Source organism: Pseudoduganella sp. GW821-FHT05F09 (genome assembly GCF_059419605.1).
Genome location: NZ_JBWKSD010000003.1, coordinates 372,855 through 395,960, shown reverse-complemented (window position 1 = coordinate 395,960; position 23,106 = coordinate 372,855). Strand labels below are relative to the sequence as shown.

Sequence of the window (23,106 nt, the reverse complement as noted above, 5' to 3'; positions counted from 1 at the left end):
CCTACAGCAGCAGCTTTTGGCAAAATTGCGGGCTACTGAAAATGTAATGAAATACACAATTCATTACATTCGCACGCAACCGCTTGAAATCATTGAAGAACATGGTGCGGATCATTCCGGTTGCCCGACCACAATATCAGAAAATACACTGTTGCTATAGAAAACATTAGATTTGGTGGCAGCAATGAAGCAAGCAAAGACCCTCACCCACGCAGAGCTGAAGCGTGTGCTGGCTGTAGCAAACGCTGAACGGCACGCTGAACGCAACAAGCTCGCCATCATGCTCAGCTACTACGCGGGCCTACGGGTCAAGGAAATCGCGGCGCTCACGGTCGGCGATGTGTTCACGGCAACCGGCGAAGTCAAAAGCTTCATCGCCCTTACCGCTGAACAGACCAAAGGCAGCCAAGGCCGTACTATCGTTTTCAGCACAAAGCTGATTGAGGCGTTGCGCGTCTACTTACGCACTTCCAAGCTCAAGCCACAGGATACAGGCAAGCCACTGCTGTGTTCACAAAAAGGCTCGGCTTTTTCGGCAAACTCGCTTTGCCAGTTGTTTGGAAGGCTGTACGCCGTAGCTGGACTTGAAGGAGCCAGCAGTCATAGCGGGCGAAGGACGTTCATCACGAACCTGGCCCACAAAGGCGTCAGCGCCAAAGTGCTGATGACGCTCGCCGGGCACAAACACATGTCGACGACGCAAAGGTACATTGACGTCAATGACGCTATGTTGGCGCAGGCTGTTGAGCTGGTTTGATCCAGTCGCCATACATCGTCGCTTGAAGCGACGCTACATGACGGCATTCATCAACCCGATGTAGGCCTGCTCCATTTCTTCCGTGAAGAGTTGACGCTGACTCTCGGTGTCGATCTGAACGTATGCGCTGCTGAAGTCCTTCAGGATGCGGCCTTCCATGTGAATCGGAAGGATGCCAAATCGTGTCGCCAGCGGTTTCGTCCACGTATCAATGTTGCCTAGCAATGGCACAACCCATTGATTGCTCTCAGCGCCATTGTCCAGCAACTCGATCAAGCCTCTGGCCGGATCGTAGCTAACGGGGATTGCGGACTCAACGCCGACAGCGGCTAACACGAGTCGCTTTGCAAATACGAAATGCCACTGTTGCTGTTCGCCCATTCTTGTGCTCCATGGTTCGGGATTTGCAAAATGCTACACCCATGGAGCCAAGCAGCTGCTTTCTTCAAGCAAGGAACCGTGCCAACGCCTTGATATTGCTGCCTATTTTCCCCTATCGTGTCAGATGTAGGCCATAATATGCTGCGATGCCACTGTGCAACTCGCTGTATGGCCTATACGGATAAATCTATGATTGACGACATTAAAAAAACACTTTGGGCGACGGCTGACAAACTCCGCGCCAACATGGACGCCGCCGAATACAAGCACTTGGTGCTCGGCCTTATCTTCGTTAAATATATCTCCGATACATTCCAGTCACGCCGCGAAGAACTAACGCGGCGTTTTGCTGACCAGAACGATGACTACTTCCTGCACGACGCTGATGCTGAGCTGCTCGTCGAAGAGTTAGAAGACCGCGACTACTACCGCGAAGTCAATGTGTTCTGGGTGCCAGAAGCTGCACGCTGGGAAAGCATACGCGCCAATGCCAAACAGTCCGACATCGGCAAACGCATTGATGATGCACTGTCGCTGATCGAAGTTGAAAATCCCAAGCTCAAGGGCATTCTGGACAAACGCTATGCGCGTGCTCAGCTGCCGGATGGCAAGCTCGGCGAACTGGTTGATTTGGTGTCGCAGATTGGTTTCGGCGTCGATGCCAGTACCGCTCGTGATGTGCTTGGACAGGTCTATGAATATTTCCTTGGCATGTTTGCCAGTGCAGAAGGTAAACGTGGCGGGCAGTTCTACACGCCAGCCAGCATCGTTAAAACACTGGTTGCTGTGCTCGCTCCGCATCACGGTAAGGTATATGACCCCTGCTGCGGATCGGGCGGCATGTTTGTACAGTCGGAGCGTTTCATTGAAGCGCATGGCGGTAAGCTCGGCGATGTCAGCATTTACGGCCAAGAGGCCAACCCAACAACTTGGCGATTGGCAGCGATGAACCTTGCCATTCGCGGCATTGACTTCAACTTTGGCCGCGAACCTGCCGACACATTCACTCGCAACCAACACCCAGACTTGAGAGCAGATTTTGTGTTGGCTAATCCTCCCTTCAACATCAGCGATTGGTGGCACGGCAGCTTAGAAGGTGATCCGCGCTGGGAATATGGCACGCCGCCGCAAGGCAATGCTAACTATGCGTGGTTGCAGCATATGCTGCATCACCTGAAACCAACAGGCCGCGCCGGTATCGTGCTCGCCAACGGCAGCATGAGTTCCAGCCAGAACAGCGAAGGTGACATACGCCGCGCAATGGTCGATGCCGATGTAGTAGAAATCATGATCGCGCTGCCCGGCCAGTTGTTCTTCAACACGCAAATCCCGGCTTGCTTATGGTTCCTTGCAAAGCAAAAAACGAAACGCCGGGGGGAAGTGCTGTTCATCGATGCCCGCAAGCTGGGCAGCATGATTAGCCGTGTGCAGTGCGAATTCACTGATGATGTAATTGATGAACGCATCGCGGCAACGGTTGCCGCTTGGCGTGGCGAGAGCACAGAAGGCTACAAAGATGTGGCGGGGTTTTGCCGCAGCGTGAAGCTTGCAGAAATTGCCGAGCACGGCCATGTTCTTACACCCGGCCGCTATGTCGGCGCGGAAGAAGTCGAAGACGACGACGAAGCAATATCCGACAAGATGCAGAAGCTCACTGAGAAGTTGGGCGAGCAAATGGCCAAGGGTGCAGAACTGGATGCTTTGATCCGCCAGAAGCTTGGAGGGCTTGGCTATGAGTTCTGAATGGACAGAAATCGCATTGGGAGAGTTCGCCGAAGTTAACCCTCGGCGCAGCATTCCGAAAAATGAGTCCGTGCCATTTGTTGAAATGGCCGCTCTTCCCACTAACAATAGGGACATCGATTCGAATGCGATAGCTGCAAAGGTATTCTCTGGCGGCGGTGCAAAGTTCAAGAACGGCGATACGCTCGTCGCGCGAATTACGCCGTGTCTAGAAAATGGGAAAACTGCATTTGTAGATAGACTGCCTGAAAATGTCTGCGCCTTTGGATCAACGGAGTTTATTGTTCTTGGACCAAAGTCTCCCGGTGACAAACTCTTCCTCTATTACTTAGCAAGAAGTGAGGAATTCAGAAGCTACGCAATTTCACGCATGGAAGGAACATCCGGGAGGCAGCGAGTACCGAGCTCTGCGGTTTCTGCTTATCGATTCGCTTGTCCCCCTGATGAAATCAGAACGGAAATCGGAAATATTCTCGGCGCACTTGACGACCGCATCACCCTACTTCGCGAAACCAACGCCACGCTTGAAGCCATCGCTCAAGCATTGTTCAAGTCATGGTTCGTAGATTTCGACCCAGTTCGTGCCAAGCTGCAAGGCCAACTGCCGGAAGGCATGGACGAAGCTACAGCGGCACTGTTCCCAAATACCTTTGAAGAGTCGGAATTCGGATTGGTGCCGAAAGGATGGCAGTTTTTACCGTTAGCAGATGCTTATCAACTCAATCCGACACGTAAACTCAAGAAGGGCGACGTTGCGCCCTATCTCGACATGGCGAGCGTCAATACAAACGGACACTCCGTCAGCGGCACAATTGCACGTGAATTCGGTTCTGGAACGAAGTTCATCAACGGTGACACGCTGCTTGCGCGCATCACCCCTTGCCTCGAAAATGGAAAGACTGCCTTCGTAGATTTTTTGGCAGGCGAGCAAACTGGTTGGGGATCGACCGAGTTTGTGGTGTTGCGACCGAAAGTGCCGTTACCGACATATCACGGTTATCTGTTGTCGCGTCATTCGGCATTCCGCGAGCATGCTATTCAAAGCATGTCAGGCACCAGCGGGCGGCAGCGAATTCAAAACGATGTTCTTGGTCGCTTTCCCGTCGCCGTTCCATGCACGGAAATTGGCACGGCCTTTGGTGAAATCTCTGAAGGGATACAGCTAAAAATTGCTGCGAGTCACGAGCACGCCCAGACACTCATCACCCTTCGCGACACCCTGCTTCCCCGCTTGATTTCTGGTCAGTTGCGCATTGCCGATGTCGAAGGTGCATTTGAAGCAAGCGAGGTGTTATGAAATGGCTTGAAGCAAGGTTCAAAGAGGACTTATCCAGTGAAGAAAACCTGAGCGTCAGCAATGGGCAGGTTTTCGTTCGTAGCCGCTCGTGGACAGCGGCTGAGCTTGTCGATTTCATTGGCATGCCAGATGACTCTGGCAAAAACTTACTGTTCGACGAGCTGTTTGATGACTGGCTTGCTGAATATAAAGAACGCCAAATCGAACTTGCCGACGACATTTTGCGCCAATTCGAATTGGAAGATCGCTTCCTTCTTCTCTCTGAGGCCCACCGCGCTCACACTGTCATGCCGTTCGTTGGTGCAGGTCTTTCAATGCCAAGCGGCTATCCGGGATGGACGCACTTCTTGCGCAAACAGCGAAGGCAAACTGCAATAGTAGAGGCTGACATGGAGGCGCTGTTGGCGCAAGGTCAATATGAACTTGCAGCACAACAAATCGCAAATGCACGGGGAGTCGCTTTCAACGAAGCCGTAGATAGCGCATTTGGTTGTTCCCGTGACTTATGTGGTCCGGTTGAAATGCTGCCGTATGTGTTCCCGGACAGCGTGGTGACGACTAACTTCGACAACACTCTGGATCGTTCATATCAAAACGCAGACAAGGCATTCACCGAAAAGCTAACTGGCGCAGACTCTCATCAGATTCGCCGCCGGATGTTAGCAGATGAGCGCATTCTGTTGATGCTGCATGGTAAGGCAACGTCTGGGCGCGACAGAATTTTGACGCAAGGGGAATACGACCAGCATTACACCAATGGTGCAACTTTGGCATCAACGATTCACGCTCTTTGCGACTCCCACAATCTGCTGTTCTTAGGTTGCAGCTTGACTGTTGATCGAACCTTGACGGCCATCAAGGCGAAAGTGGACGAAGTTGGACACGACAACTTACCGCGACACTATGCATTTCTGGAAGAGCCGGAGACTGAACAGATTCGGCTTCAGCGGCAAGATGAACTCGCTGAATGCCATATTTATCCGATTTGGTATCCAGCAAATACACATGATGAATCTATTGAAGCACTCTTAGTGAAGCTCCACGAGGCCAGTCAATGATGACCGAAGACCAATTAGAAAACGAAGCCTTGGGGTGGCTGCAAGAGGTCGGCTATCAATACCTGAATGGATACGCCATTGCGCCGGATGGCGATACTCCAGAACGCGATAATTATCTACAGCCGCTGCTGATTGAGCGTGTACGTGGTGCCATCAATCGTTTGAACCCTACCGTTCCGCTGGTCGCCCGCGATGATGCGTTGAAGCAGGTGATGGACTTGGGCGTGCCGGTCATGCTGTCCGCTAACCGTCATTTCCACAGCTTGCTCGTCAATGGCGTGCCGGTGCAGTATCAGAAAGATGGCGAAACACGAGGCGACTTTGTGCGCTTGGTCAATTTTTCCGATTTGGCTGCGAACGAGTGGTTGGCGGTCAATCAATATACGCTCAAAGGCCCCAAGCATACTCGCCGCCCTGACATCATCTTGTTCGTGAACGGCCTGCCGCTGGTGCTACTGGAACTGAAGAATCCAACCGACGAAAATGCCGACATCTGGAAAGCGTTCGACCAGATACAGACGTATAAAGAGCAGATACCGGATGTCTTCTATTACAACGAAGTGCTGGTCATTTCGGATGGCACCGAAGCGCGCTTAGGCTCCCTGTCGAGTAACGCTGAACGCTTCATGCAGTGGCGCACGATTGATGGCGTCACGCTTGATCCGCTCGGGCAGTTCAACGAACTGGAAACCTTGATTCGCGGCGTGCTCGCGCCAGCATACTTGCTGGACTACCTGCGCTTCTTCGTGCTGTTCGAGGATGACGGCGGACTGATCAAGAAAATCGCTGGCTATCACCAGTTCCACGCTGTCCGTGCCGCCATCGAACAAGTTGTATCCGCGTCACGACCTGGCGGTAGCCATAAAGGCGGTGTTGTATGGCATACGCAAGGCAGCGGCAAGAGCATCACCATGACCTGCTTTGCTGCGCGTGTAATGCGTGAATCCGCGATGGAAAACCCAACCATCGTTGTCATCACTGACCGCAACGATCTGGATGGGCAGTTGTTCGGTGTGTTCTCGCAGGCGCAAGACCTACTTCGTGAGCAGCCTGTGCAAGCGGAAACTCGTGGCGATCTGCGCGCCAAGCTCGGCAACAGGCCATCGGGCGGCATCGTGTTCGCCACCATCCAAAAGTTTATGCCCGGCGAGGATGAAGACAGCTTCCCTGTCCTATCTGACCGCAGCAATATCGTTGTGATTGCCGACGAAGCGCATCGCACACAATACGGCTTTGAAGCCAAATTCAAGGGTGATGCTAAGGGCTTTCAGGTCGGCTACGCCCAACACCTGCGTGACGCGCTGCCTAATGCAACCTTCGTCGCATTCACCGGCACTCCTGTTTCCAGCGAAGACCGCGATACCCGCGCAGTGTTCGGCAACTACATCCATGTCTACGACATGCAGCAGGCCAAGGACGACGGCGCAACGGTGGCGATCTACTACGAGTCACGCCTTGCCAAACTGGACTTAGAGCCAGCAAAACTTGATGACATTGACGCTGAAGTAGATGAGCTGGCAGAAGGCGAAGACGGCGACGAGCAGTCCAAGCTGAAAAGCAAATGGACTGCGCTGGAAAAGGTTGTTGGCGCTGAGCCCCGTATCGCTCGTGTTGCTGCCGACTTGGTCACGCACTTTGAAGAACGATCAAAAGCGCAAAGCGGTAAAGCGATGGTTGTGGCAATGAGCCGCGAAATCTGCGTCCACTTATACAACGAAATCATCAAGCTGCGCCCAGAATGGCACGACGACGACCCGGCCAAGGGTGCAATCAAGATTGTTATGACTGGCTCCGCCAGCGACAAGCCATTGCTGCGCCCTCACATCCATTCCAAGCAGATCAAGAAGGAACTGGAAAAGCGGTTTAAAGACCCGGCTGACCCACTACGCATCGTCATCGTGCGCGATATGTGGCTGACAGGTTTTGACGCGCCGTGTGTGCATACGCTGTATGTAGATAAGCCCATGAAGGGCCATAACCTGATGCAGGCCATTGCGCGGGTAAACAGGGTATTTAAGGATAAACAAGGCGGGCTGGTGGTCGATTACATCGGCATTGCCAACGACCTCAAGCAGGCATTGAAGGAATATACCGCCAGCAATGGCCGTGGTCGCCCGACTGTGGATGCACACGAGGCCTATGCCGTGCTGGAAGAAAAGCTGGAAGTGCTGCGGGCCATGTTGCACGGCTTTGACTACAGCAACTTCCTGAGCTGCGGTCACAAGCTGTTGGCCGGTGCTGCCAATCATGTGTTGACCGACAACGATGGTAAGAAGCGATGGGCTGACCATGCGCTGGCGATGAGCAAAGCGTTTTCCTTGTGTTGCACACTCGATGAAGCCAAGGCCGTGCGTGAAGAAGTCGCTTTCTTCCAAGCTGTGAAAGTGCTGCTCACCAAACGCGAAATTAGCACCAAGAAGAAGACCGACGAAGAGCGCGAACTTGCAATCCGGCAGATCATCAGTTCTGCCGTTGTATCTGATCAGGTAGTGGATATTTTCGATGCGGTCGGTTTGGACAAACCCAACATCGGCCTGCTCGATGCCGAGTTCCTGGCCGAAGTGCGGAACCTGCCTGAGCGCAATTTGGCGGTCGAACTACTTGAGCGCCTACTTGAGGGGGAAATCAAGAGCAAGTTCGGCGGTAATGTTGTGCAAAACAAGAAGTTTTCCGAACTGCTCGCCGACGTCATCAAGCGCTATCAGAACCGTTCCATCGAAACAGCACAGGTCATCGAAGAACTGATTCAGATGGCGAAGAAGTTCAAGGATGCTGCGAACCGCAGCGAATCCCTTGGACTGACCGATGATGAAATCCGCTTCTATGACGCTCTCGCCAATAATGAATCTGCTGTCCGTGAACTCAGCGACGAAACGCTAAAGCTGATTGCCCATGAACTGACTGAAAATCTGCGCCAAAATGTCAGCGTTGATTGGTCGCAGCGCGAAAGCGTCCGCGCCAAGCTGCGCCTGATGGTAAAGCGCATTTTACGGAAATATAAATATCCACCAGACCAACAGGAAGATGCAATTCAGATTGTCTTGCAGCAGGCGGAAAGCCTTAGCTCTGAATGGGCTTGAGCTGGCTGCCCGACTACAGAAGCGTCGCTTAAAGTGACGCTTCTTCTGGTACCACCATCGCATCAGAATAAACAGAGCATTCAGCTAATGCTATCCCAATCGAACAAATCAGACAGCACCGGCGCTACCGGCGAAATCAGTTTGAAGTTGCAGGACACAAAACTGGTAGCCGTATACCCGTCTTCGTCATCGAGAACGACCATATGATATGGCGATGAAAACTGTATAAACGATTTATCAAGAATTAGATCAATGATAGCCTGACTTCTCTCTGTCCATTGTTCATCTCCTTGCAGATTTTGAACCTCATCAAACATATCGGACAACCTTTCGGCACTCATCCTGGCCAGCATCCGAATATAGTTGTAGGCCAGACCTGACATATGTCCCTTATAAAACCAATCAACAGGACCTGCCTCCAAATACCAGCGCCGTTCAACAACTTCGACCGAGACCAACGGTGAGTTGGCCAGCAAGGAAGCATTCAAGTCTTCGCCGGTCACGCCGAGCTTTTTGTTGTTAGCCATGATCAGCCTCCAACAAAGGAGCGTTCAAGCTTGCAGCCTCGTCCATCTCCATTCGATAATTTCCAACGGCCGTATCCAGACGCATCAAATATCTCCGGTTATCACGATGATGCGCGACCTCCGTAAGTAAGCGCAGCACATCGTCGTCGCTCGCGTCGAAACCTTCCTGCTCCAGAATCCATTTGGCGCGAGGAAGGAACTGCGCTGGACTGGCCGCTTGGATTTCCAAGATTTCGCAGCGCGAGCGGATCGAGCGATCAATCTTCATCGGCGCATTGGTCGTGATGATGACCATGGAATCCTTCTGAATCCGTTCGATCTCAGTCCAAAATCGGCTACAGCTTTCGTGGCTGAACGCGAGTTCTTCAACGACTAAGTAATAGCGGCCGAACTTTCCACCCGCAAACGGCGCGTGGTTACGGTTTCCAGCAATTTTTGCGATCAGTTCATCGAAGTCCTTGATTGCCGATGCGTGAATTTTATGAATTGGAAAATCAACGCCTTCGATGATATTGGGCAGCAAGTTGGCAATCGAACTTTTTCCGCTGCCTTGTGCTCCCCAAAGCATCAGGTGCTCACTTTTGTAGCCCTTGGCGTAGAGGTTGATAATTTTCTCAGCATCAGGCGATGCGAAGACAATGTCGTGTAGCGACGACGGCGCATATTTTGTTAAAAATGGAACTGACATTATGTATCCTTAGAATAATTTTCTTGTTGGCGGGTGAGTCAACTGACGGATGAGATGAGCACCCGTCAGTTGATCAGACTCGCCGCTGGTTAGACTTGGTTGTTGTCTGCGTTGACTTGCAGCTTAGGCTCGTTCAGCGTTGCTGCCGGCACAGACAAAGACTGCGCAGCGCTGACACGCGGACGCAATTTCAGACTTGCGACCGGCACAGCTTGCGTGTCGATGCCAAGCGCTTGTGCTTTCTCGATGTTCTCGGCTTCGAGCTTGCCCATTTCCTGCTGCACGCGCTTGAGCAGGCCTTCGGCTACATTGGGCAGCACACCGACGATCCGCACTTCTCCATTCGGAGTTTTGTCGGCAATGAACAAGTTCACATCGCCAAGCTCGATTGGCTGGTTAAAAGAAGCAGTGCCTAATGCGTCAATACGAGCAGTGGTCAGATTTTCAGCGACGATTTGAACCGCTTCGGCCAAGGCTTCGCGCTTCTTCAGCGTATCGTCGGACAGCACAACGTTGCGCTTCACTTCTTCAACTCCACCAGCATCCTTGACCCATTGCGCAAAGGTCGCTTCGGTCTGCCCATCAGCAATTGCGGCACGCAGCACCGATGCATACTTGTCCGCACGCTTGCGGTCGCTGCCGAACACAAACTTGACGAACAGGTTGATGGTTTGGCTGGTGCGCTGAACTTTGATGCCAAGGCCGCCCAAATGCGCCGCGATGTTGGCGCGGATTTCCTTCTGCACGGTCTCAGTGCTGTTCTGGAAGGTTTTTACATATACGCCAAGGCAGCTTGCAAGCAGCCGATAAAGCGTTTCGTTTGCGCGTGCGTATTCACCTGCTTCCCAAGCCATGCGCTCACTCGAAAGCTGAGCGAGGGTATCGTTGATAGTTTTTACAGCGCGGTTATTAGTAAGATCTACTTTCATGATTTTCCTTTGCCCGATGCACTTGTTTAGATTTGCGCAGCAGGCGTTGACATGCACTACATGCAGTTGTCGCTCAGCTCCAATGCTGAGCGCAGAGATGTAAAGGGCATAGGGACATTGAATCAGATGAAAAATTCGGTGGCAACTAAGAGCAATTTGCAGCTATACGAATTTCGTGGAATTTTGGAGAGAAATAAAAATAGTTTTATGCAGCAATCAGATTCTTTGCTGACATGAGATTTTTACGCATTTATTGTGTAGTTTTGGCAGGTATAGATAGCGGGGCAATGGGGCGCCAGCGAAGCAGGAAACGCAAAGACGCTGGCCGACTGAATGCCTTTTTTGCAAAGTGTCGCTTTAAGCGACGATGCTACCCTGCGCAGTTGCGTTGCTGCATGGAACCGGGTAGCGAGCTGCGCTTGTAGGGCGTCTACACGCTGTCGTTGCAGCTCCGGGCTGGCATGGGTAGCTGGAATTTTCGAAAGCGCGCTGTAGGGCTGCTGTGGGAAGCTGCGCGAAAGGCGGCGTGTTTCGCGCTGGGTTCAGCAATGTCGCCGTTTCCAGTCAAATCAAACCTCGCACGTCCAAGCGCATCGTGCGGGATAGTCCGCTGCGGCTTTTTCCTGAATCTGCATAAACGCTTCGTGCTCGTTGTCCTTCTGCTGATATCTATTTCTAACAGTCCGCGATACATATTTGGATTGCTCCAACTGAATGAACGACTTGTCCGTGATGAACGGCAGGCGCATCAGCCACCAAATACTTTGATGATCGACTGAACAATCAAAGTAAGCACCATCGTGCAAGGGTAGCAACAACGTCGCACCTTGCGTTGTGGCTCCACAAACGAACTGATCCAGAATTACGCTTTCGAAATGCTGATAGATATGAGCCAGCAGTTGTTTCGATGTCATAGCTGGATCAATGCACGAATTGGTTTTCAAATAGTCGTTGAATTCGTCGTTGTGCTTATATGAAATCGCAACTACCTTCGCCGCCAGTTCGTATTCCGCGATGATGTCCTTCGCCAGCCTGTGGGTCAAAAACGCCTCGGCTTGGGTGCCAAGTATCTCTTTGAGTGATGATGTATGCCAATTTCCCGCAGCATCCTTCCACGAGCCGCCTACAGTCTGCCTTGCACCAAAGCCTATTGCTGTAAAGGCTTCCTTGACCTTTTGATAGCCGTAGAATTCCTTGATATCGTCGCAGTGCTTTGCATCCTTGTAGATATCTCGTGTAATCGCTGAGCGTATCTCATTGCGATGCTTAATGTATTCCTTGATGGCGTGGAATTTCAATTCGCCAGCAGTGAATCCATTTGCCAATGCCGCAAATACGCCCAAAGCGCCGCAGCGCATATCGTATGCGACTGACCGACCCAGTGCCGCGTGTCGGACCTCTTTTGGTGCCGTCTGCAAATTCACGCCCTTAAGATACAGGCGACCAGCGGCAGATGTGCTTGCTTCTTGCCATAGCTGGCCGTTGTCATCAATGCTGTTCACGATAGAACTTGCGTAGCCCAACTGGTATTCCAACTTTCGGCGCTTGTCCTCAATAATTCTGTCCATCGCTTCATCACTTATGTGCGTTGCCTTCGCCAGTTTCTTTCTCAACTCCGCTACATATGATTTCGTTCTGAGCTGCTTGGCAACGTCGCCAATGTAGTGGCGCAGTGATGACAGGTCGATACTGGTGACGCAGTAATTGGCGTCCTCATTCACGACCGCTTCAGCATCTGCCAGCTGCACTCCTTGCTCTCGGCAGACATATTCAAGAATCGCATTGACTACGACGGGCTTGGTGAATTGAACCGCCGACGCCGTCTGCGTTGTATTGCTGCCTATGTGCAGTTTCGTAAAAAGGTATCGTGACAGGAGCGCATTCAACCACCGCTGCTTGCCGTCGATCTCTATGCGTCCCCACCCACGCTCGATTGTTTTTGATAGCATTACCTTGATATCTGGATTGCTGGCAAACCAGTTATGTCGTGCCTGACTAAAATATACTTGCGTCAGATCGGCTAAGATGATTACGTGTTTTTTTTCGACACATCGTTCAATCTTGCGCTGATGTTCTTCTCCGCATTCGGCAATCAGTGCCTGCGTGATGTAAGCAACGAATGCGTCTATTGCTGTGGCTGGTGTTTCTGGTTCTTGCGTCATATCCTTTCCTGTTGTTATTCTGATTTTTTTGCATCACATCGGCAGCAACATCATTGCTGACATTGGTGTCTTTCGCCTTCGGCTTGTTTTTCTGTCGTTGCCTGCATCGGTTCGGCTACATATACGATATTAGCGCTACTATTTTTTTGTGCCACATAATAGTAGAGCTACTATTTTTTGCTCTTCTGTCGTTCCTGTTGCTGCCGTTGATCCTGAACTGGTGTAGAGACAGGCACGCACATTTTCCTGTCTTTAGGCATCGTCCTGTACGGCCAGTTGCGTCTGTAGCGCTACTACTATTTATGCCTGATCGTGACAGACCAGCGCGAATCTTGTTTGCGTAACGCCGCGATAAATAGTTGCTCAACGAAGGAGTGACGACGATGAAGATACAAGCGATTTATGAAGAACTGAAGCGAGAGCGACTGGTCAGGTCAGCATACGATTTCAGCCAAAACTATATGGGCCGTGACAGAAGCTATTTCGCAGTGCTCAAGGCGCGAGCAAAAGAGCCGAGCGTTGAGTCGTGGCAAATGCTGAGCTGCGCGCTACAGCAGCGAGCCATCGCATTCGGCAGAAGTGACTATCAGCCGCTGCGTGACAAGGGTGTGAAATTGGCGAAACTACAGACTGACATAGCAGCGGCCTTGATGAGCGAATGCGCTGAAAGGTTACGCTAACCAAGATGGCCTTTTTCGGTAGACGATGCTGGGATACGACCACATACTTACTCCATGACAACAACTTTTAGGAGTAAGAAATGAGCAAGTCGATCATGGGCAGTCTGAAAATTATCGCTATGCCAGCGAAAACCACCAGCACCGATCCAATCGTTGCGCGCCGTGAAAAGCTGCTGACCCGCTTGCTGGAACAAAAGGCAATGGCATTATGTTTTGTTGACGGTAAGCCGTATGTAGCCCCGGACAAGCAACGGGTCAAAATCAACAAGGAAACTGGCGAAAAAACCGTAGAATCTACGCCGAAGCGTGTCAAGGCTTGGTTCAGCGGTGACGCTGACAATATGCTGCTGGAGGTTCGCTACGGCAATGTGCCGATTGAGTTCGCGCCAGGTAAGACGGCGGTGGAAGTGGGAAAGGCTGCCCGACTGGTGCCGACCATCGACACAGTTCTTGAGGCCGTCAAGGCAGGTGAAGTTGATGAGCTGCTGAAGGCGATTAAGAAGCCCGCCAAGTCCTAACTATGCCTGCCTTAGACACAAGCCCGCCGCGTGCGGGCTTTTTGTTGACTGGCTGATCTGTACAGGCTCAGACTTCATCTGACATCGGCTGATAGATGAGTTAAAGTTCTAGGACGCAACGCCCCTCACTCACGATAACGTTAGGCTTCAAATGCCACTTCCCCTAGATTTCCTGCCTTCACTTTGCGCAGCCACGATTGAAGAGATTGTGGCCAAAACTGAACATGACCGAAGCGACGGCAATCAACGGGCTTTTCTTGAATTGCGGAATGAAGTGACGCCGCTTGAGCTGTTCTGCTATTTGGGTGCGCGTTTTGGCCCACCAAACGGCATCCAGAACCTACTGAGAAACGATCACTCGGATAACCTTGTCCACTGGGATTGGACACTTAAGTATAAAGACGTTCTGATTTTTCTCTGGGGAACCAACTTTCGCACCGATCTATTTATTATTGGAGACCTTCCATTTACCGACGTGGAAAAGAATGAGCTGGTCCAAAAAATTCGAGAAGATCTTAAAAACTTTGGCCCACAGATGAGCGAAGTTCGGAAAAAACTTGAACGTTGGACCGAATTTGTAAATCCACACTGGCGCCTCACCCGAGCTATAAATTCATTACAACGTGAGTTGGCGCAGTTGAATCTTTCGTCTGAACTTTCCGATGCCTTCAACACACCAACCACTGCCATCGACCAGTCCAGTCTCTGGCAAGAAGTCAGCAACACATATAGCAAGGCATTCGGGCTTTGCTTTGGACTCCGATCCATGCTGCCGGTATGGGCGGAGTCCTTCATCAATCTCTTGATTTTTGTTCAAGCACGCCCAGATATCAAAGCAGATTCCCGGCTTCTAGAAAGCATTTTTCGGCAACAGATTGATATCCGTGTAAAGAGCTTACACATAAATTGCCTTGGCTTTGAAAAAGCCGTGGACTATTCCAGTCCCGAATGTAAACGATTCCATACTCTTATCAATGAGCGCAATGATCTATTACATGGAAATGTAGTGCCTGAGAAGCAAAAATTCAATGAGGTCTATTTCCTGGGAAAAATCCCTGTGTTCAACGAATATAAATCCCTATGGGATCGAACTCTTGCTGTCGATAGCAACGCCGTTGGCATCGACCGGTTGGAAGCCGACACCACAGCAGTTACTGAGTTCGTTGAATACGTATTGTCGTGCTTGAAGCCTAAGGTCGGCGAACTCATGCGTAGCATTTCAAAGAAGCGTGACCTTGCCAAGAATCACGAAGATGGCCGATTCGGAATTTTGTTCCCAGACCATCTTATCGACTCACGTCCAGTATTTAAAGCAAAGGAAAACTAACGTTCACTATTCATCACCGAAGTCCACGATTTCGGAGTTGTATTGATGAATGAGCTTGCTGATCTTCGAGGTTTCCTTGATCAAATCGTCAGCAAAATCTGTCGCCGATACATGGCTATAGAACCGCTGAATCATTTCGATGCTGTTGCCGCACTGCTTGGCCAACGCATAGATGTCCATCTTCTCTTCCAGCTTGAACGTGATGTAGCTGTGACGCAAGCAGTAGAGTGTTCTTGCGCCATCAAGGCTGTCATACAAATCAGTCTCTTTCAGCAAAGCCGTGAAGTTGCGGGACAACTCCTTAGTCGGCAATCCATCAGGCAGCACGAACAGCGGCTTGTCGTTGTCCTCCAGCTCATTCCAGAGGATCATGTCAGACACGATCTTCTTCACCTTATCGTGACCGACAACGCGCCGCGTTCCGGTATAGAGCGTGGTTTTCCCTTTGCGCACCTTGAAGATAATGTGGTTGGCCTTGTCCTCGATATCGTTCACGGTGAGTTGGTCCAGCTCCTTTCCTGGGCGCATACCTGTATTCAGGGCAATCTGAACATAGTAGTACAGCAGCTTGCGGATGTCGCGTGTGATCGCCTTACGGCTGCTCCCAATAAACGCAGGGAATGCTTCAAGAATTTTGTTGATTTCTTGGTGGGTGAAATGGCTTCGGCGCAGGTTTGTGCTGCCCTGCGATGTGGTCAGGCGCGGCACCTGTGATTCTGTCATCCACTTGTTGATCATTGCCTCTTCAAAGACGCGTTGAAGCGCGGCATTGTGCGATTTCAGTGTCGATTGCGCCGGGTTCTTCCCCAGTTTTTTTGCGCGCCATTTGTCAAATTCGCCGAGCTTGTCGTAGTCGATGCTGGTGATGTAAGTGCGGTCGAAAAACGGGATATGGTACTTGTTCAGGATTTGCTCATAGTCTGTCATGGACACATAGCCCTTGGCCCCTTTGGGCACTGCGCGCATCCGCACAATCGCCCGCTGGGCCACATCCTTGAACGACTTGGTTTGGATGGCGATGCCGTGCTTGCTCAGGATGTCGCACTCGGCCTTGATGCGATATGCTTCCTGAACCGCTTCGTCACGGTCGCGCTTTTTTGTGGTGCGCGCCATCCACTTTCCGGCGATGCTGAATCGAGCAAACCAGCGGGTGCTATTCTTCAGTTTGTAGATGTACAAGCCATCGTTGATAACGTGTTTGTTGGGCGTTTCATTCATAGCGTAAAGGGCGAAATTGTTTTACGCATAGTAGCAGAGCGCAGCGGACTATTTTTGTATAGTTTTTGTATAGCGAAGAAACGGAAGCGTAAGCTATTGAATATAAAACACATTTGTAGACGCTACGTTCTCAAAATCTGCCGAAGAAATTCGTGCCGGTTCGATTCCGGCCCGGGGCACCATTACCGCACAGCTAACCGCAGCACCCCAACTCAGAACCCGCATGTCTTCCAGGCAGTGCGGGTTTTTTGTTTCTTGCACTGCATCACCCTATCCCATTGCGTCGAAATACCGTCATTTCGTACCTGTTCCGTTCCCGAACGGCGGCAAGCGTATGCGGAAGCGGCTAGCTAAATGATATTTGCAAATATTTGAAAATGTGGATTTTCGATAGAATTGCAACGCAATCCCTGCAGTACAGTTGCGCTGTAAACAACAATGCACATCTCCGCTCTTACATAAAATGGAATAAAAATGAAGAAAGAGTTGGCTATTTTCATTTCTGCGATCAATTTCTTGAACCCTGCGTTTTCGGCACCAGTGAAAGACGATACGATGCAAAGAGCGCAGCAGGCCGCAATGTGCAACTTTATTAACGCCCGCCTGCATGAGACAATTTCTGAATTGACAGATCAGAAAAAAAATGAAATCAAGCTCAACAACATACTCTCCTACGATACGGCAGCCATTCGTGTTAGCTTTATCAGAGGTGAAAAAGGCCCATTGATCGTATCAGTAAAATACTCAAAAAATTATTTTGATAGGAAAATACAAAAAAAGGATATTTTCCTCAAAATTTTACTAATGAACAGCTCTGACGCGAAAGATGAGATTGACAATGGATGTGACACCAATAATATAAATATTAAATTCCTTGATGATGAAGTTCAAGAAGTTACAATTACCTCGCACTACCTGGAGTAATTTATCCACTTGAAGTTACTCCGCAGTGTTGTCCGTTGAATGGGAAGTGCCCTGCAGGATATCCGACCCACCTGCACTCAAAGGACAAGCATGCATTCCCCCCCCTGGACAAGACCGCCCGCAACAGCGCGGCGGCGATGGCGCTGGCAGCGCTGGCGGCCTCGGCGCAAGCCGGCACGCTGACGCTGGACCTCAAAGGCGTGCAGGACGGCCAGGGCACGCTGGTGATTGCGCTCTACAACAACAGCGAGGACTTCCTGAAGAAGCCGCTGCGCAAGCTGACCGTGCCGGCCGCCAGCGCGGCCATGCGGGTCGAACTGCCCGATGTGCCGGCCGGCGACTATGCCGTGTCGCTGTACCAGGACCTCAACAGCGACGGCAAGGCCATCCCCATCGAGCTGCACAAGTAAGGCTTGCTGTTGTTTGCCGTGCGCGGCCGCCCCCCGCCCATTGGACAATACGGCATTGATGCCGCTATAGTCGGTCATCCGGTTTCCTTGGGTGTTTCGTGCTCCGCTTATTGACCGCCAGCTTGTGCCTGATCGCCTGCAACGCTTCCGCCCTGACGGTGCGGCTGTGCACGTTCGACCGTCCGTTCGCGCCCTACACCATGCCCGACGGCAGCGGCCAGACGCAGGAGCTGCTGCGCCGGGCCGCCAAGGGCGGCGAGATCAGGATAGAAAACACCTTCGCGCCGCGCGCGCGCTGCCTGGCGCAGCTGGAGCATGGCGAGACCGATGCGCTGATCGCCGCCTACGCGCCGGAGCGGGTGGGCTACGGCGTGATTCCCATGCAGGGTGCGCAGCCGGACGACGCGTATGCGCTGGCCATCACGCGCTTCATGGTGTACCGCCGCATAGGCAGCGCCGTGCAATGGAACGGCAAGCAGTTCAAAGGCCTGGGGCCGCAGCCGGTGGGCGTGCAGGCCAGCTTCATCCACGGGCCGCTGCTGCGCAAGCTGGGCGTGGCGGTGGACGACGGCGCCAAGAGCGCCGACCAGAACCTGAGCAAACTGGCTTTTGACCGTCTCTCGGCCGCCATCGCGCAGGAGGCGGAAGCGGGGTTTTATATCAACCAGGCCTACAAAGGCCGCATCGAGGCGCTGCCCACGCCCTTCCATCTCACGCCGCTGTACTTAATGGTGAACCGCGGCTTCTACAACCGCAACCGCGCCGCCATCGACGCCTACTGGCAAGCCATCCGCACAACCCGGCAAACGCCGGAATACCAGGCGTATTTGCGCCAGTGGCGCTAGCGAGCGCAGCCGTGGTAACAATGTGACTTATTTCCATGTGGAAATGTGATACTGTATGTAGCTATCCTTTTTTGCAACAGAGATTATTCACCAGCCAACTGCCATGAACACAAGCTCGCTGCTGCAATTGTTCTCGCCGCCGTCCGATCCGGCCCTGCTCACGTATGGCCAGTACGACCCCGCCCTGGTGGCGCTGTCCGTGCTGGTGGCGGTGTTTTCCTCCTGGATGGGGCTGCAGCTGGCGGGCCAGGCGCGCGGCGGCGGCAAGCGCATGCTGCGCACCGTGGCGCTGCTGGCCGGCAGCCTGGCGCTGGGCTGCGGCGTGTGGTCCATGCACTTCATCGGCATGCTGGCGTTCAGCCTGTGCACCAGCGTCAGCTACGACCCCTCGCTCACCATCCTGTCCCTGCTGCCCAGCCTGGGCGCGTCCTGCGTGGCGTTGGCCCTGGTGCGCCGCCGCCGGATGACCGGTGCCACGCTGGCCTGCGGCGGCCTGCTGGTGGGCCTGGGCATCGCCGCCATGCACTACTCGGGCATGGCGGCGATGGAGTCCACGCTGGTGCTGCGCTACGATCCGCTGATGTCGGCCGTGTCCATCCTGGTGGCGGTGGCGCTGGGCACGGCTGCGCTGTGGGTGCGCTTCGGCCTGCGCGGCGCCACGCGCCTGAAAAGCGGCGGCCGCCTGGCGCTGAGCGGACTGTTCATGGGCTGCGCCATCGCCGGCATGCACTACACCGGCATGGCGGCGGCGCGTTTCGTCGGCGTGCCGCCGCCCGGCTCGGCCGCCGGCCCCGGCAGCGGCTTCCTGGCGCTGGCCATCTCCGTTATCACGGTGGCGTTTACGGTGTTCGTCGCGGGCGCCTACGGCCTGCTGCGCTACCGCGAACTGTACCGCACCCTGCGCCGCAGCGAGAGCTCGATGCGGGCGCTGCTGACCACCACGGTGGACGGCGTGATCACCGTCGATGGCGACGGCGTGATCCAGGAATTCAACGCCTCGGCCGAACGCATCTTCGGCTGGCGGCGCAGCGAAATCGTCGGCCTGAACGTGGCCGTGCTGGTGGCCGATCCCGCGCGCTCGGAGCAGGACGGCCTGCTCTACCATCTGCGCCAGCGCAATGCGGTCGAAGCACCCACCAGTCCGGCGCACGCGGGCGCCGAACTGGTGGGCGTGCGCAAGGACGGCAGCCTGGTGCCGATCCGGCGCGCGCTGGGCCACACCAGCACCGGCGGCGAGGACGTGTTCGTGCTCTTTATCACCGATATCTCCGAGCGCCGCGCCATGATGCAGGCGCTGGGCGAAAGCGAGCAGCAATTCCGTTCGCTGATCGGGCACATACCCGGCATCTCCTTCCGCTGCCTGGCGGGCGGCGAGCATCCGCTGGTGTTCCTGAGCGACGGCGTGGAGCTGGTGGCGGGCTATCCGGCGCGCGACTTCACCGGCCCGGAAGCCTGCCGCACGCTCACCAGTTTGATCGTGCCGGCCGACCGCCAGGGCGTGCTGGACGCGCTGGAACACACCATCGCCAGCGAGCAGCCCTACCTGATCGAATACGCGCTGCAGCATGCCGACGGCGGCCTGCGCTGGATCTGGGAGCACGGCGCCGTGGTGCGCGACGCGCAAGGCCAGGTGCGCTGGATAGACGGCGTGATGCTGGACATTACGGAGCGGCGCCGGATGGAGCAGGAGCTGCGGCGCGCCAAGGACAACGCGGAGCAGGCGGCCGCCGCGCGCGCCAGCTTCGTGGCCAATATGAGCCACGAGATCCGCACGCCGATGAACTCCATCCTCGGCTTCACCGACGTGCTGCTCGACAGCGAGCTGCCGCCCGAGCAGCGCCGCCACCTGAACACAGTGCGCAACGCGGGCCGCTCGCTGCTGCGCCTGCTCAACGAAATCCTGGACACGGCCAAGCTGGACAAAGGCGCGGTGGAGCTGGAGCAGGCCGACTACGACTTCCTGGCGCTGGTCGACGAGCTGACCTCGAGCTGCGGCGCCAGCGCGCGCGCCAAGGGGCTGGCGATGGAGGTCAGCTATGCGCAGCAGCTGCCTGCGCGCCTGCACGGCGACGAGCTGCGCATGCGCCAGATCCTCACCAACCTGCTGGACAACGCCATCAAGTTCACCGCCCACGGCTCGGTGGCGCTGCATGCCGCGCTGCGCGATGGCCAGCTGCATCTGGCGGTGCGCGACACCGGCATCGGCATTGCGCCGGACCGGCTGGAGGCCATTTTCGATCCCTTCACGCAGGCCGACCCGTCGATGACGCGGCGCTACGGCGGCACGGGCCTGGGCACCACCATCAGCAAGCAGCTGGTGGAACTGATGGGCGGGAAGATCTGGGCCGAGAGCACGCAGGGCGAGGGCACGGTGTTCCACGTGCTGCTGCCGCTGCGGCCCGCGCTGGCGCAGGCGGCGCAGGAGGAACAGCAGCCGGGCGCGCTGCCGCTGCCGCCGCTGAAGATACTGGCGGCGGACGATGTGGCGCAGAATCTGGAGCTGCTGCGCCTGATGCTGGAAAAGCGCGGCCACAGCGTCGCCACTGCGGCGGACGGCGCCGCCGCTGCACAGCTGTCGGACAGCGAGGATTTCGATGTGATCCTGATGGACGTGCAGATGCCGGTCATGGACGGCCTGGCCGCCACCCGCGCCATCCGCATGCGGGAGGCGCAGGCCGGCCGGCGGCGCGTGCCCATCATCGCCATGACGGCCAGCGTGCTGGAAGCGCACCGCCAGGCCAGTTCGGCGGCAGGCATGGACGGCTTCGCATCCAAGCCGGTGGACTGGCCGCAGCTTTCGCGCGAACTGGCGCGCGTGCTGGCGCTGTCCACGGCGGCTAGTATGCCAGCCAGCGCGCCGGCCGGCGCGCCGGCCGAATTGTACGAAGCGCGCGCAGCCCTGGGCCTGCATGTGCTGAACCGGGCCGCAGGCCTGCGGCGCTGGGACGGCAGCGAAGCGGCCTACCAGGCGGCGCTGGCCCATTTCATCGCCGAGCACAGCGACGACGCGCAGCGCTTCGACGCCCTGTGCGCCAGCGGCGACCATGCCGCCATCCAGGCCCTGGCCCACCGCGCGCGCGGCGTGGCCGCCAACCTGGGGCTGGAGCAGCTGGCGCAGGCGCTGGCTGATATGGAGGAGCAGGCCGAACGCATCGAACCCGGCGCGGCCGGGATTGCGGCGCTGCCCACCATGCTGGAACCCGTACTCGCCAGCGCGGCGCTGCATCTGGCGGCGGCGCTGAAGGCGGTCCGCTCGCAGCTCAAGCTGCAGGAAAAACACGGACAGCACGCGGCGGCGGCCCCGGCCGCATTGGCCGCGCTGGCGCTCGACATCGAGGCGGCGCGCGGCGATGCGCAGCGGCTGCTGCAATCGCTGCGGCGCGGCGCGCTGGACGACGCGGCGCTGGCCAGCCTGTCGCAGCGCGTGCAGGCCCACGTCCCGCCCTCCACGCTGGCGCAGCTGCACCAGGCCGTGGCCGATTTTGACTTCTCGCTGGCGCAGGATAAACTGGATGCCGTCATGGCCGATGCGCTTCCCCCCAAACCAGAAAGCACGCAATGAACCAAGCCCTTTCGCTGCCGCTGATCCTGGCGGTGGATGATGAAGCCAGCAATCTGCAGCTGCTGCGCCACATCCTGCAAGACCATTACCGCCTGCTGTTCGCCAAGGATGCGGCGCGCGCGCTGGAGCTGGCGCGCCAGGAAACCCCCAACCTGATCCTGATGGACGTCATGATGCCCGGCATGACGGGCTACGAAGCCTGCCGCATCCTGAAGGCCGATCCGGCCACCGCCGCCATCCCCGTCATCTTCGCCACCGCCCTGAACGACCCGGACGACGAGGTCACCGGCTTCGAGGCCGGCGCGGTCGACTACATCACCAAGCCACTCAGCCCGCCAATCGTGCGCGCGCGGATACGCACGCATTTGTCGCTGGTGCGGGTGGACGAGCTGAAGGAAACGCGCTTGCAGATCGTGCAGCGGCTTGGCCTGGCGGCCGAATACAAGGACAACGAAACCGGCCTGCACGTGATCCGCATGAGCCACTACGCGCGCGTGCTGGGGCTGGCCGCAGGCCTGAGCGCCACCGCCGCCGAGGACCTGCTGCACGCGGCGCCGATGCACGACGTGGGCAAGATCGGCATACCGGACCGCATCCTGCAGAAGCCGGGCGCGCTGGACAAGGAAGAATGGGCCATCATGCAGTCGCACGCCACCATAGGCGCGGACATTATCGGCGAGCACGCGCACGGCATGCTGGCACTGGCGCGCAATATCGCGCTCACCCACCATGAGAAGTGGGACGGCAGCGGCTATCCGCGCGGCCTGGCGGGGCTGGATATTCCGCTGGAGGGGCGCATCGTGGCGATTGCCGACGTGTTCGACGCGCTGACCTCGGCGCGCCCGTACAAGGCGCCGTGGCCGGTGGAGGAAGCGGTGCAGTACCTGCGCCAGCAGCGCGGCCAGCATTTCGATCCGGAGCTGGTGGACCTGTTCCTGGCGCGCTTGCCGGAGATTGTGGAGATCAAGGAGCGCTGGGCGGAAGCCTGAGGCGGCTCCGG

At 55.3% G+C, this 23,106-nt stretch carries 19 protein-coding genes; 13 read left to right on the top strand and 6 right to left on the bottom strand.

The annotated features are described in order from the left end of the window. The first annotated feature begins 184 nt into the window (after positions 1 to 184). Positions 185 to 757, top strand: coding sequence for a tyrosine-type recombinase/integrase (locus AC07S4_RS11605; RefSeq protein WP_494986797.1), 573 nt, complete (start codon positions 185 to 187; stop codon positions 755 to 757). Positions 758 to 790: 33 nt separating this feature from the next. Here AC07S4_RS11605 and AC07S4_RS11600 read toward each other — a convergent pair whose 3' ends face one another. Next, a complete protein-coding gene (locus tag AC07S4_RS11600) occupies positions 791 to 1,138 on the bottom strand; it encodes a hypothetical protein (RefSeq protein WP_494986796.1) in 348 nt (115 codons plus the stop codon). A 189-nt stretch (positions 1,139 to 1,327) separates the two neighbouring features. On the opposite strand from AC07S4_RS11600, the gene AC07S4_RS11595 reads away from it, so the two are divergent. The 4 genes from AC07S4_RS11595 to AC07S4_RS11580 are packed head-to-tail and all read left to right on the top strand — an operon-like array spanning position 1,328 to position 8,316. Then, positions 1,328 to 2,881, top strand: coding sequence for a class I SAM-dependent DNA methyltransferase (locus AC07S4_RS11595; protein WP_494986795.1), 1,554 nt, complete (start codon positions 1,328 to 1,330; stop codon positions 2,879 to 2,881). After that, positions 2,871 to 4,178: a restriction endonuclease subunit S gene (locus AC07S4_RS11590; RefSeq protein WP_494986794.1), complete on the top strand. Its 1,308-nt coding sequence runs from the start codon at positions 2,871 to 2,873 to the stop codon at positions 4,176 to 4,178. Before AC07S4_RS11595 ends, AC07S4_RS11590 begins: the two co-directional genes overlap by 11 nt. Further along, positions 4,175 to 5,236 carry an SIR2 family protein gene (locus AC07S4_RS11585; protein ID WP_494986793.1) on the top strand — a complete coding sequence of 354 codons (1,062 nt, stop codon included), beginning with the start codon at positions 4,175 to 4,177 and terminating at the stop codon, positions 5,234 to 5,236. Before AC07S4_RS11590 ends, AC07S4_RS11585 begins: the two co-directional genes overlap by 4 nt. Next, complete coding sequence (locus AC07S4_RS11580; protein ID WP_494987136.1) at positions 5,236 to 8,316, top strand: type I restriction endonuclease subunit R; 3,081 nt, start codon at positions 5,236 to 5,238, stop codon at positions 8,314 to 8,316. The genes AC07S4_RS11585 and AC07S4_RS11580 overlap by 1 nt, the downstream gene beginning before the upstream one ends. 80 nt (positions 8,317 to 8,396) lie before the next feature. On the opposite strand, the gene AC07S4_RS11575 is transcribed toward AC07S4_RS11580, so the two are convergent. The 4 genes from AC07S4_RS11575 to AC07S4_RS11560 form a co-directional block, all read right to left on the bottom strand. Continuing rightward, complete coding sequence (locus tag AC07S4_RS11575; RefSeq protein WP_494986792.1) at positions 8,397 to 8,843, bottom strand: hypothetical protein; 447 nt, start codon at positions 8,841 to 8,843, stop codon at positions 8,397 to 8,399. Continuing rightward, positions 8,836 to 9,531 carry a DUF815 domain-containing protein gene (locus AC07S4_RS11570; RefSeq protein WP_494986791.1) on the bottom strand — a complete coding sequence of 232 codons (696 nt, stop codon included), beginning with the start codon at positions 9,529 to 9,531 and terminating at the stop codon, positions 8,836 to 8,838. Before AC07S4_RS11570 ends, AC07S4_RS11575 begins: the two co-directional genes overlap by 8 nt. Positions 9,532 to 9,620: 89 nt before the next feature. After that, positions 9,621 to 10,460: a hypothetical protein gene (locus AC07S4_RS11565; RefSeq protein ID WP_494986790.1), complete on the bottom strand. Its 840-nt coding sequence runs from the start codon at positions 10,458 to 10,460 to the stop codon at positions 9,621 to 9,623. Between the two features lie 569 nt (positions 10,461 to 11,029). Continuing rightward, a complete protein-coding gene (locus AC07S4_RS11560; protein ID WP_494986789.1) occupies positions 11,030 to 12,622 on the bottom strand; it encodes a hypothetical protein in 1,593 nt (530 codons plus the stop codon). Positions 12,623 to 13,005: 383 nt separating this feature from the next. Between AC07S4_RS11560 and AC07S4_RS11555 the strand changes: the two genes are divergently transcribed. From AC07S4_RS11555 to AC07S4_RS11545, 3 genes are all read left to right on the top strand, one after another. Further along, positions 13,006 to 13,302, top strand: coding sequence for a DUF6626 family protein (locus AC07S4_RS11555; protein ID WP_494986788.1), 297 nt, complete (start codon positions 13,006 to 13,008; stop codon positions 13,300 to 13,302). 80 nt (positions 13,303 to 13,382) lie between these two features. After that, entirely contained in the window at positions 13,383 to 13,820 is a 438-nt protein-coding gene (locus AC07S4_RS11550) for a DUF6641 family protein (RefSeq protein WP_494986787.1), read from the top strand. A gap of 151 nt (positions 13,821 to 13,971) precedes the next feature. Further along, the gene (locus tag AC07S4_RS11545; protein WP_494986786.1) at positions 13,972 to 15,147 is read left to right on the top strand and encodes a hypothetical protein; all 1,176 of its coding nucleotides are present in this window, start codon (positions 13,972 to 13,974) and stop codon (positions 15,145 to 15,147) included. 6 nt (positions 15,148 to 15,153) lie between these two features. Here the strand turns inward: AC07S4_RS11545 and AC07S4_RS11540 are convergent, their stop codons facing one another. Next, complete coding sequence (locus AC07S4_RS11540) at positions 15,154 to 16,260, bottom strand: tyrosine-type recombinase/integrase (protein WP_494986785.1); 1,107 nt, start codon at positions 16,258 to 16,260, stop codon at positions 15,154 to 15,156. A gap of 579 nt (positions 16,261 to 16,839) precedes the next feature. Between AC07S4_RS11540 and AC07S4_RS11535 the strand changes: the two genes are divergently transcribed. From AC07S4_RS11535 to AC07S4_RS11515, 5 genes are all read left to right on the top strand, one after another. Beyond that, positions 16,840 to 17,289 carry a hypothetical protein gene (locus AC07S4_RS11535; protein ID WP_494986784.1) on the top strand — a complete coding sequence of 150 codons (450 nt, stop codon included), beginning with the start codon at positions 16,840 to 16,842 and terminating at the stop codon, positions 17,287 to 17,289. Positions 17,290 to 17,426: 137 nt separating this feature from the next. Then, positions 17,427 to 17,699, top strand: coding sequence for a DUF2141 domain-containing protein (locus tag AC07S4_RS11530; RefSeq protein WP_494986783.1), 273 nt, complete (start codon positions 17,427 to 17,429; stop codon positions 17,697 to 17,699). 98 nt (positions 17,700 to 17,797) lie between these two features. Continuing rightward, positions 17,798 to 18,544, top strand: coding sequence for a substrate-binding periplasmic protein (locus AC07S4_RS11525; RefSeq protein WP_494986782.1), 747 nt, complete (start codon positions 17,798 to 17,800; stop codon positions 18,542 to 18,544). A gap of 103 nt (positions 18,545 to 18,647) precedes the next feature. Then, positions 18,648 to 22,106: an MHYT domain-containing protein gene (locus AC07S4_RS11520; protein WP_494986781.1), complete on the top strand. Its 3,459-nt coding sequence runs from the start codon at positions 18,648 to 18,650 to the stop codon at positions 22,104 to 22,106. Beyond that, complete coding sequence (locus tag AC07S4_RS11515) at positions 22,103 to 23,095, top strand: HD domain-containing phosphohydrolase (protein WP_494986780.1); 993 nt, start codon at positions 22,103 to 22,105, stop codon at positions 23,093 to 23,095. Before AC07S4_RS11520 ends, AC07S4_RS11515 begins: the two co-directional genes overlap by 4 nt. Positions 23,096 to 23,106: the final 11 nt, after the last annotated feature.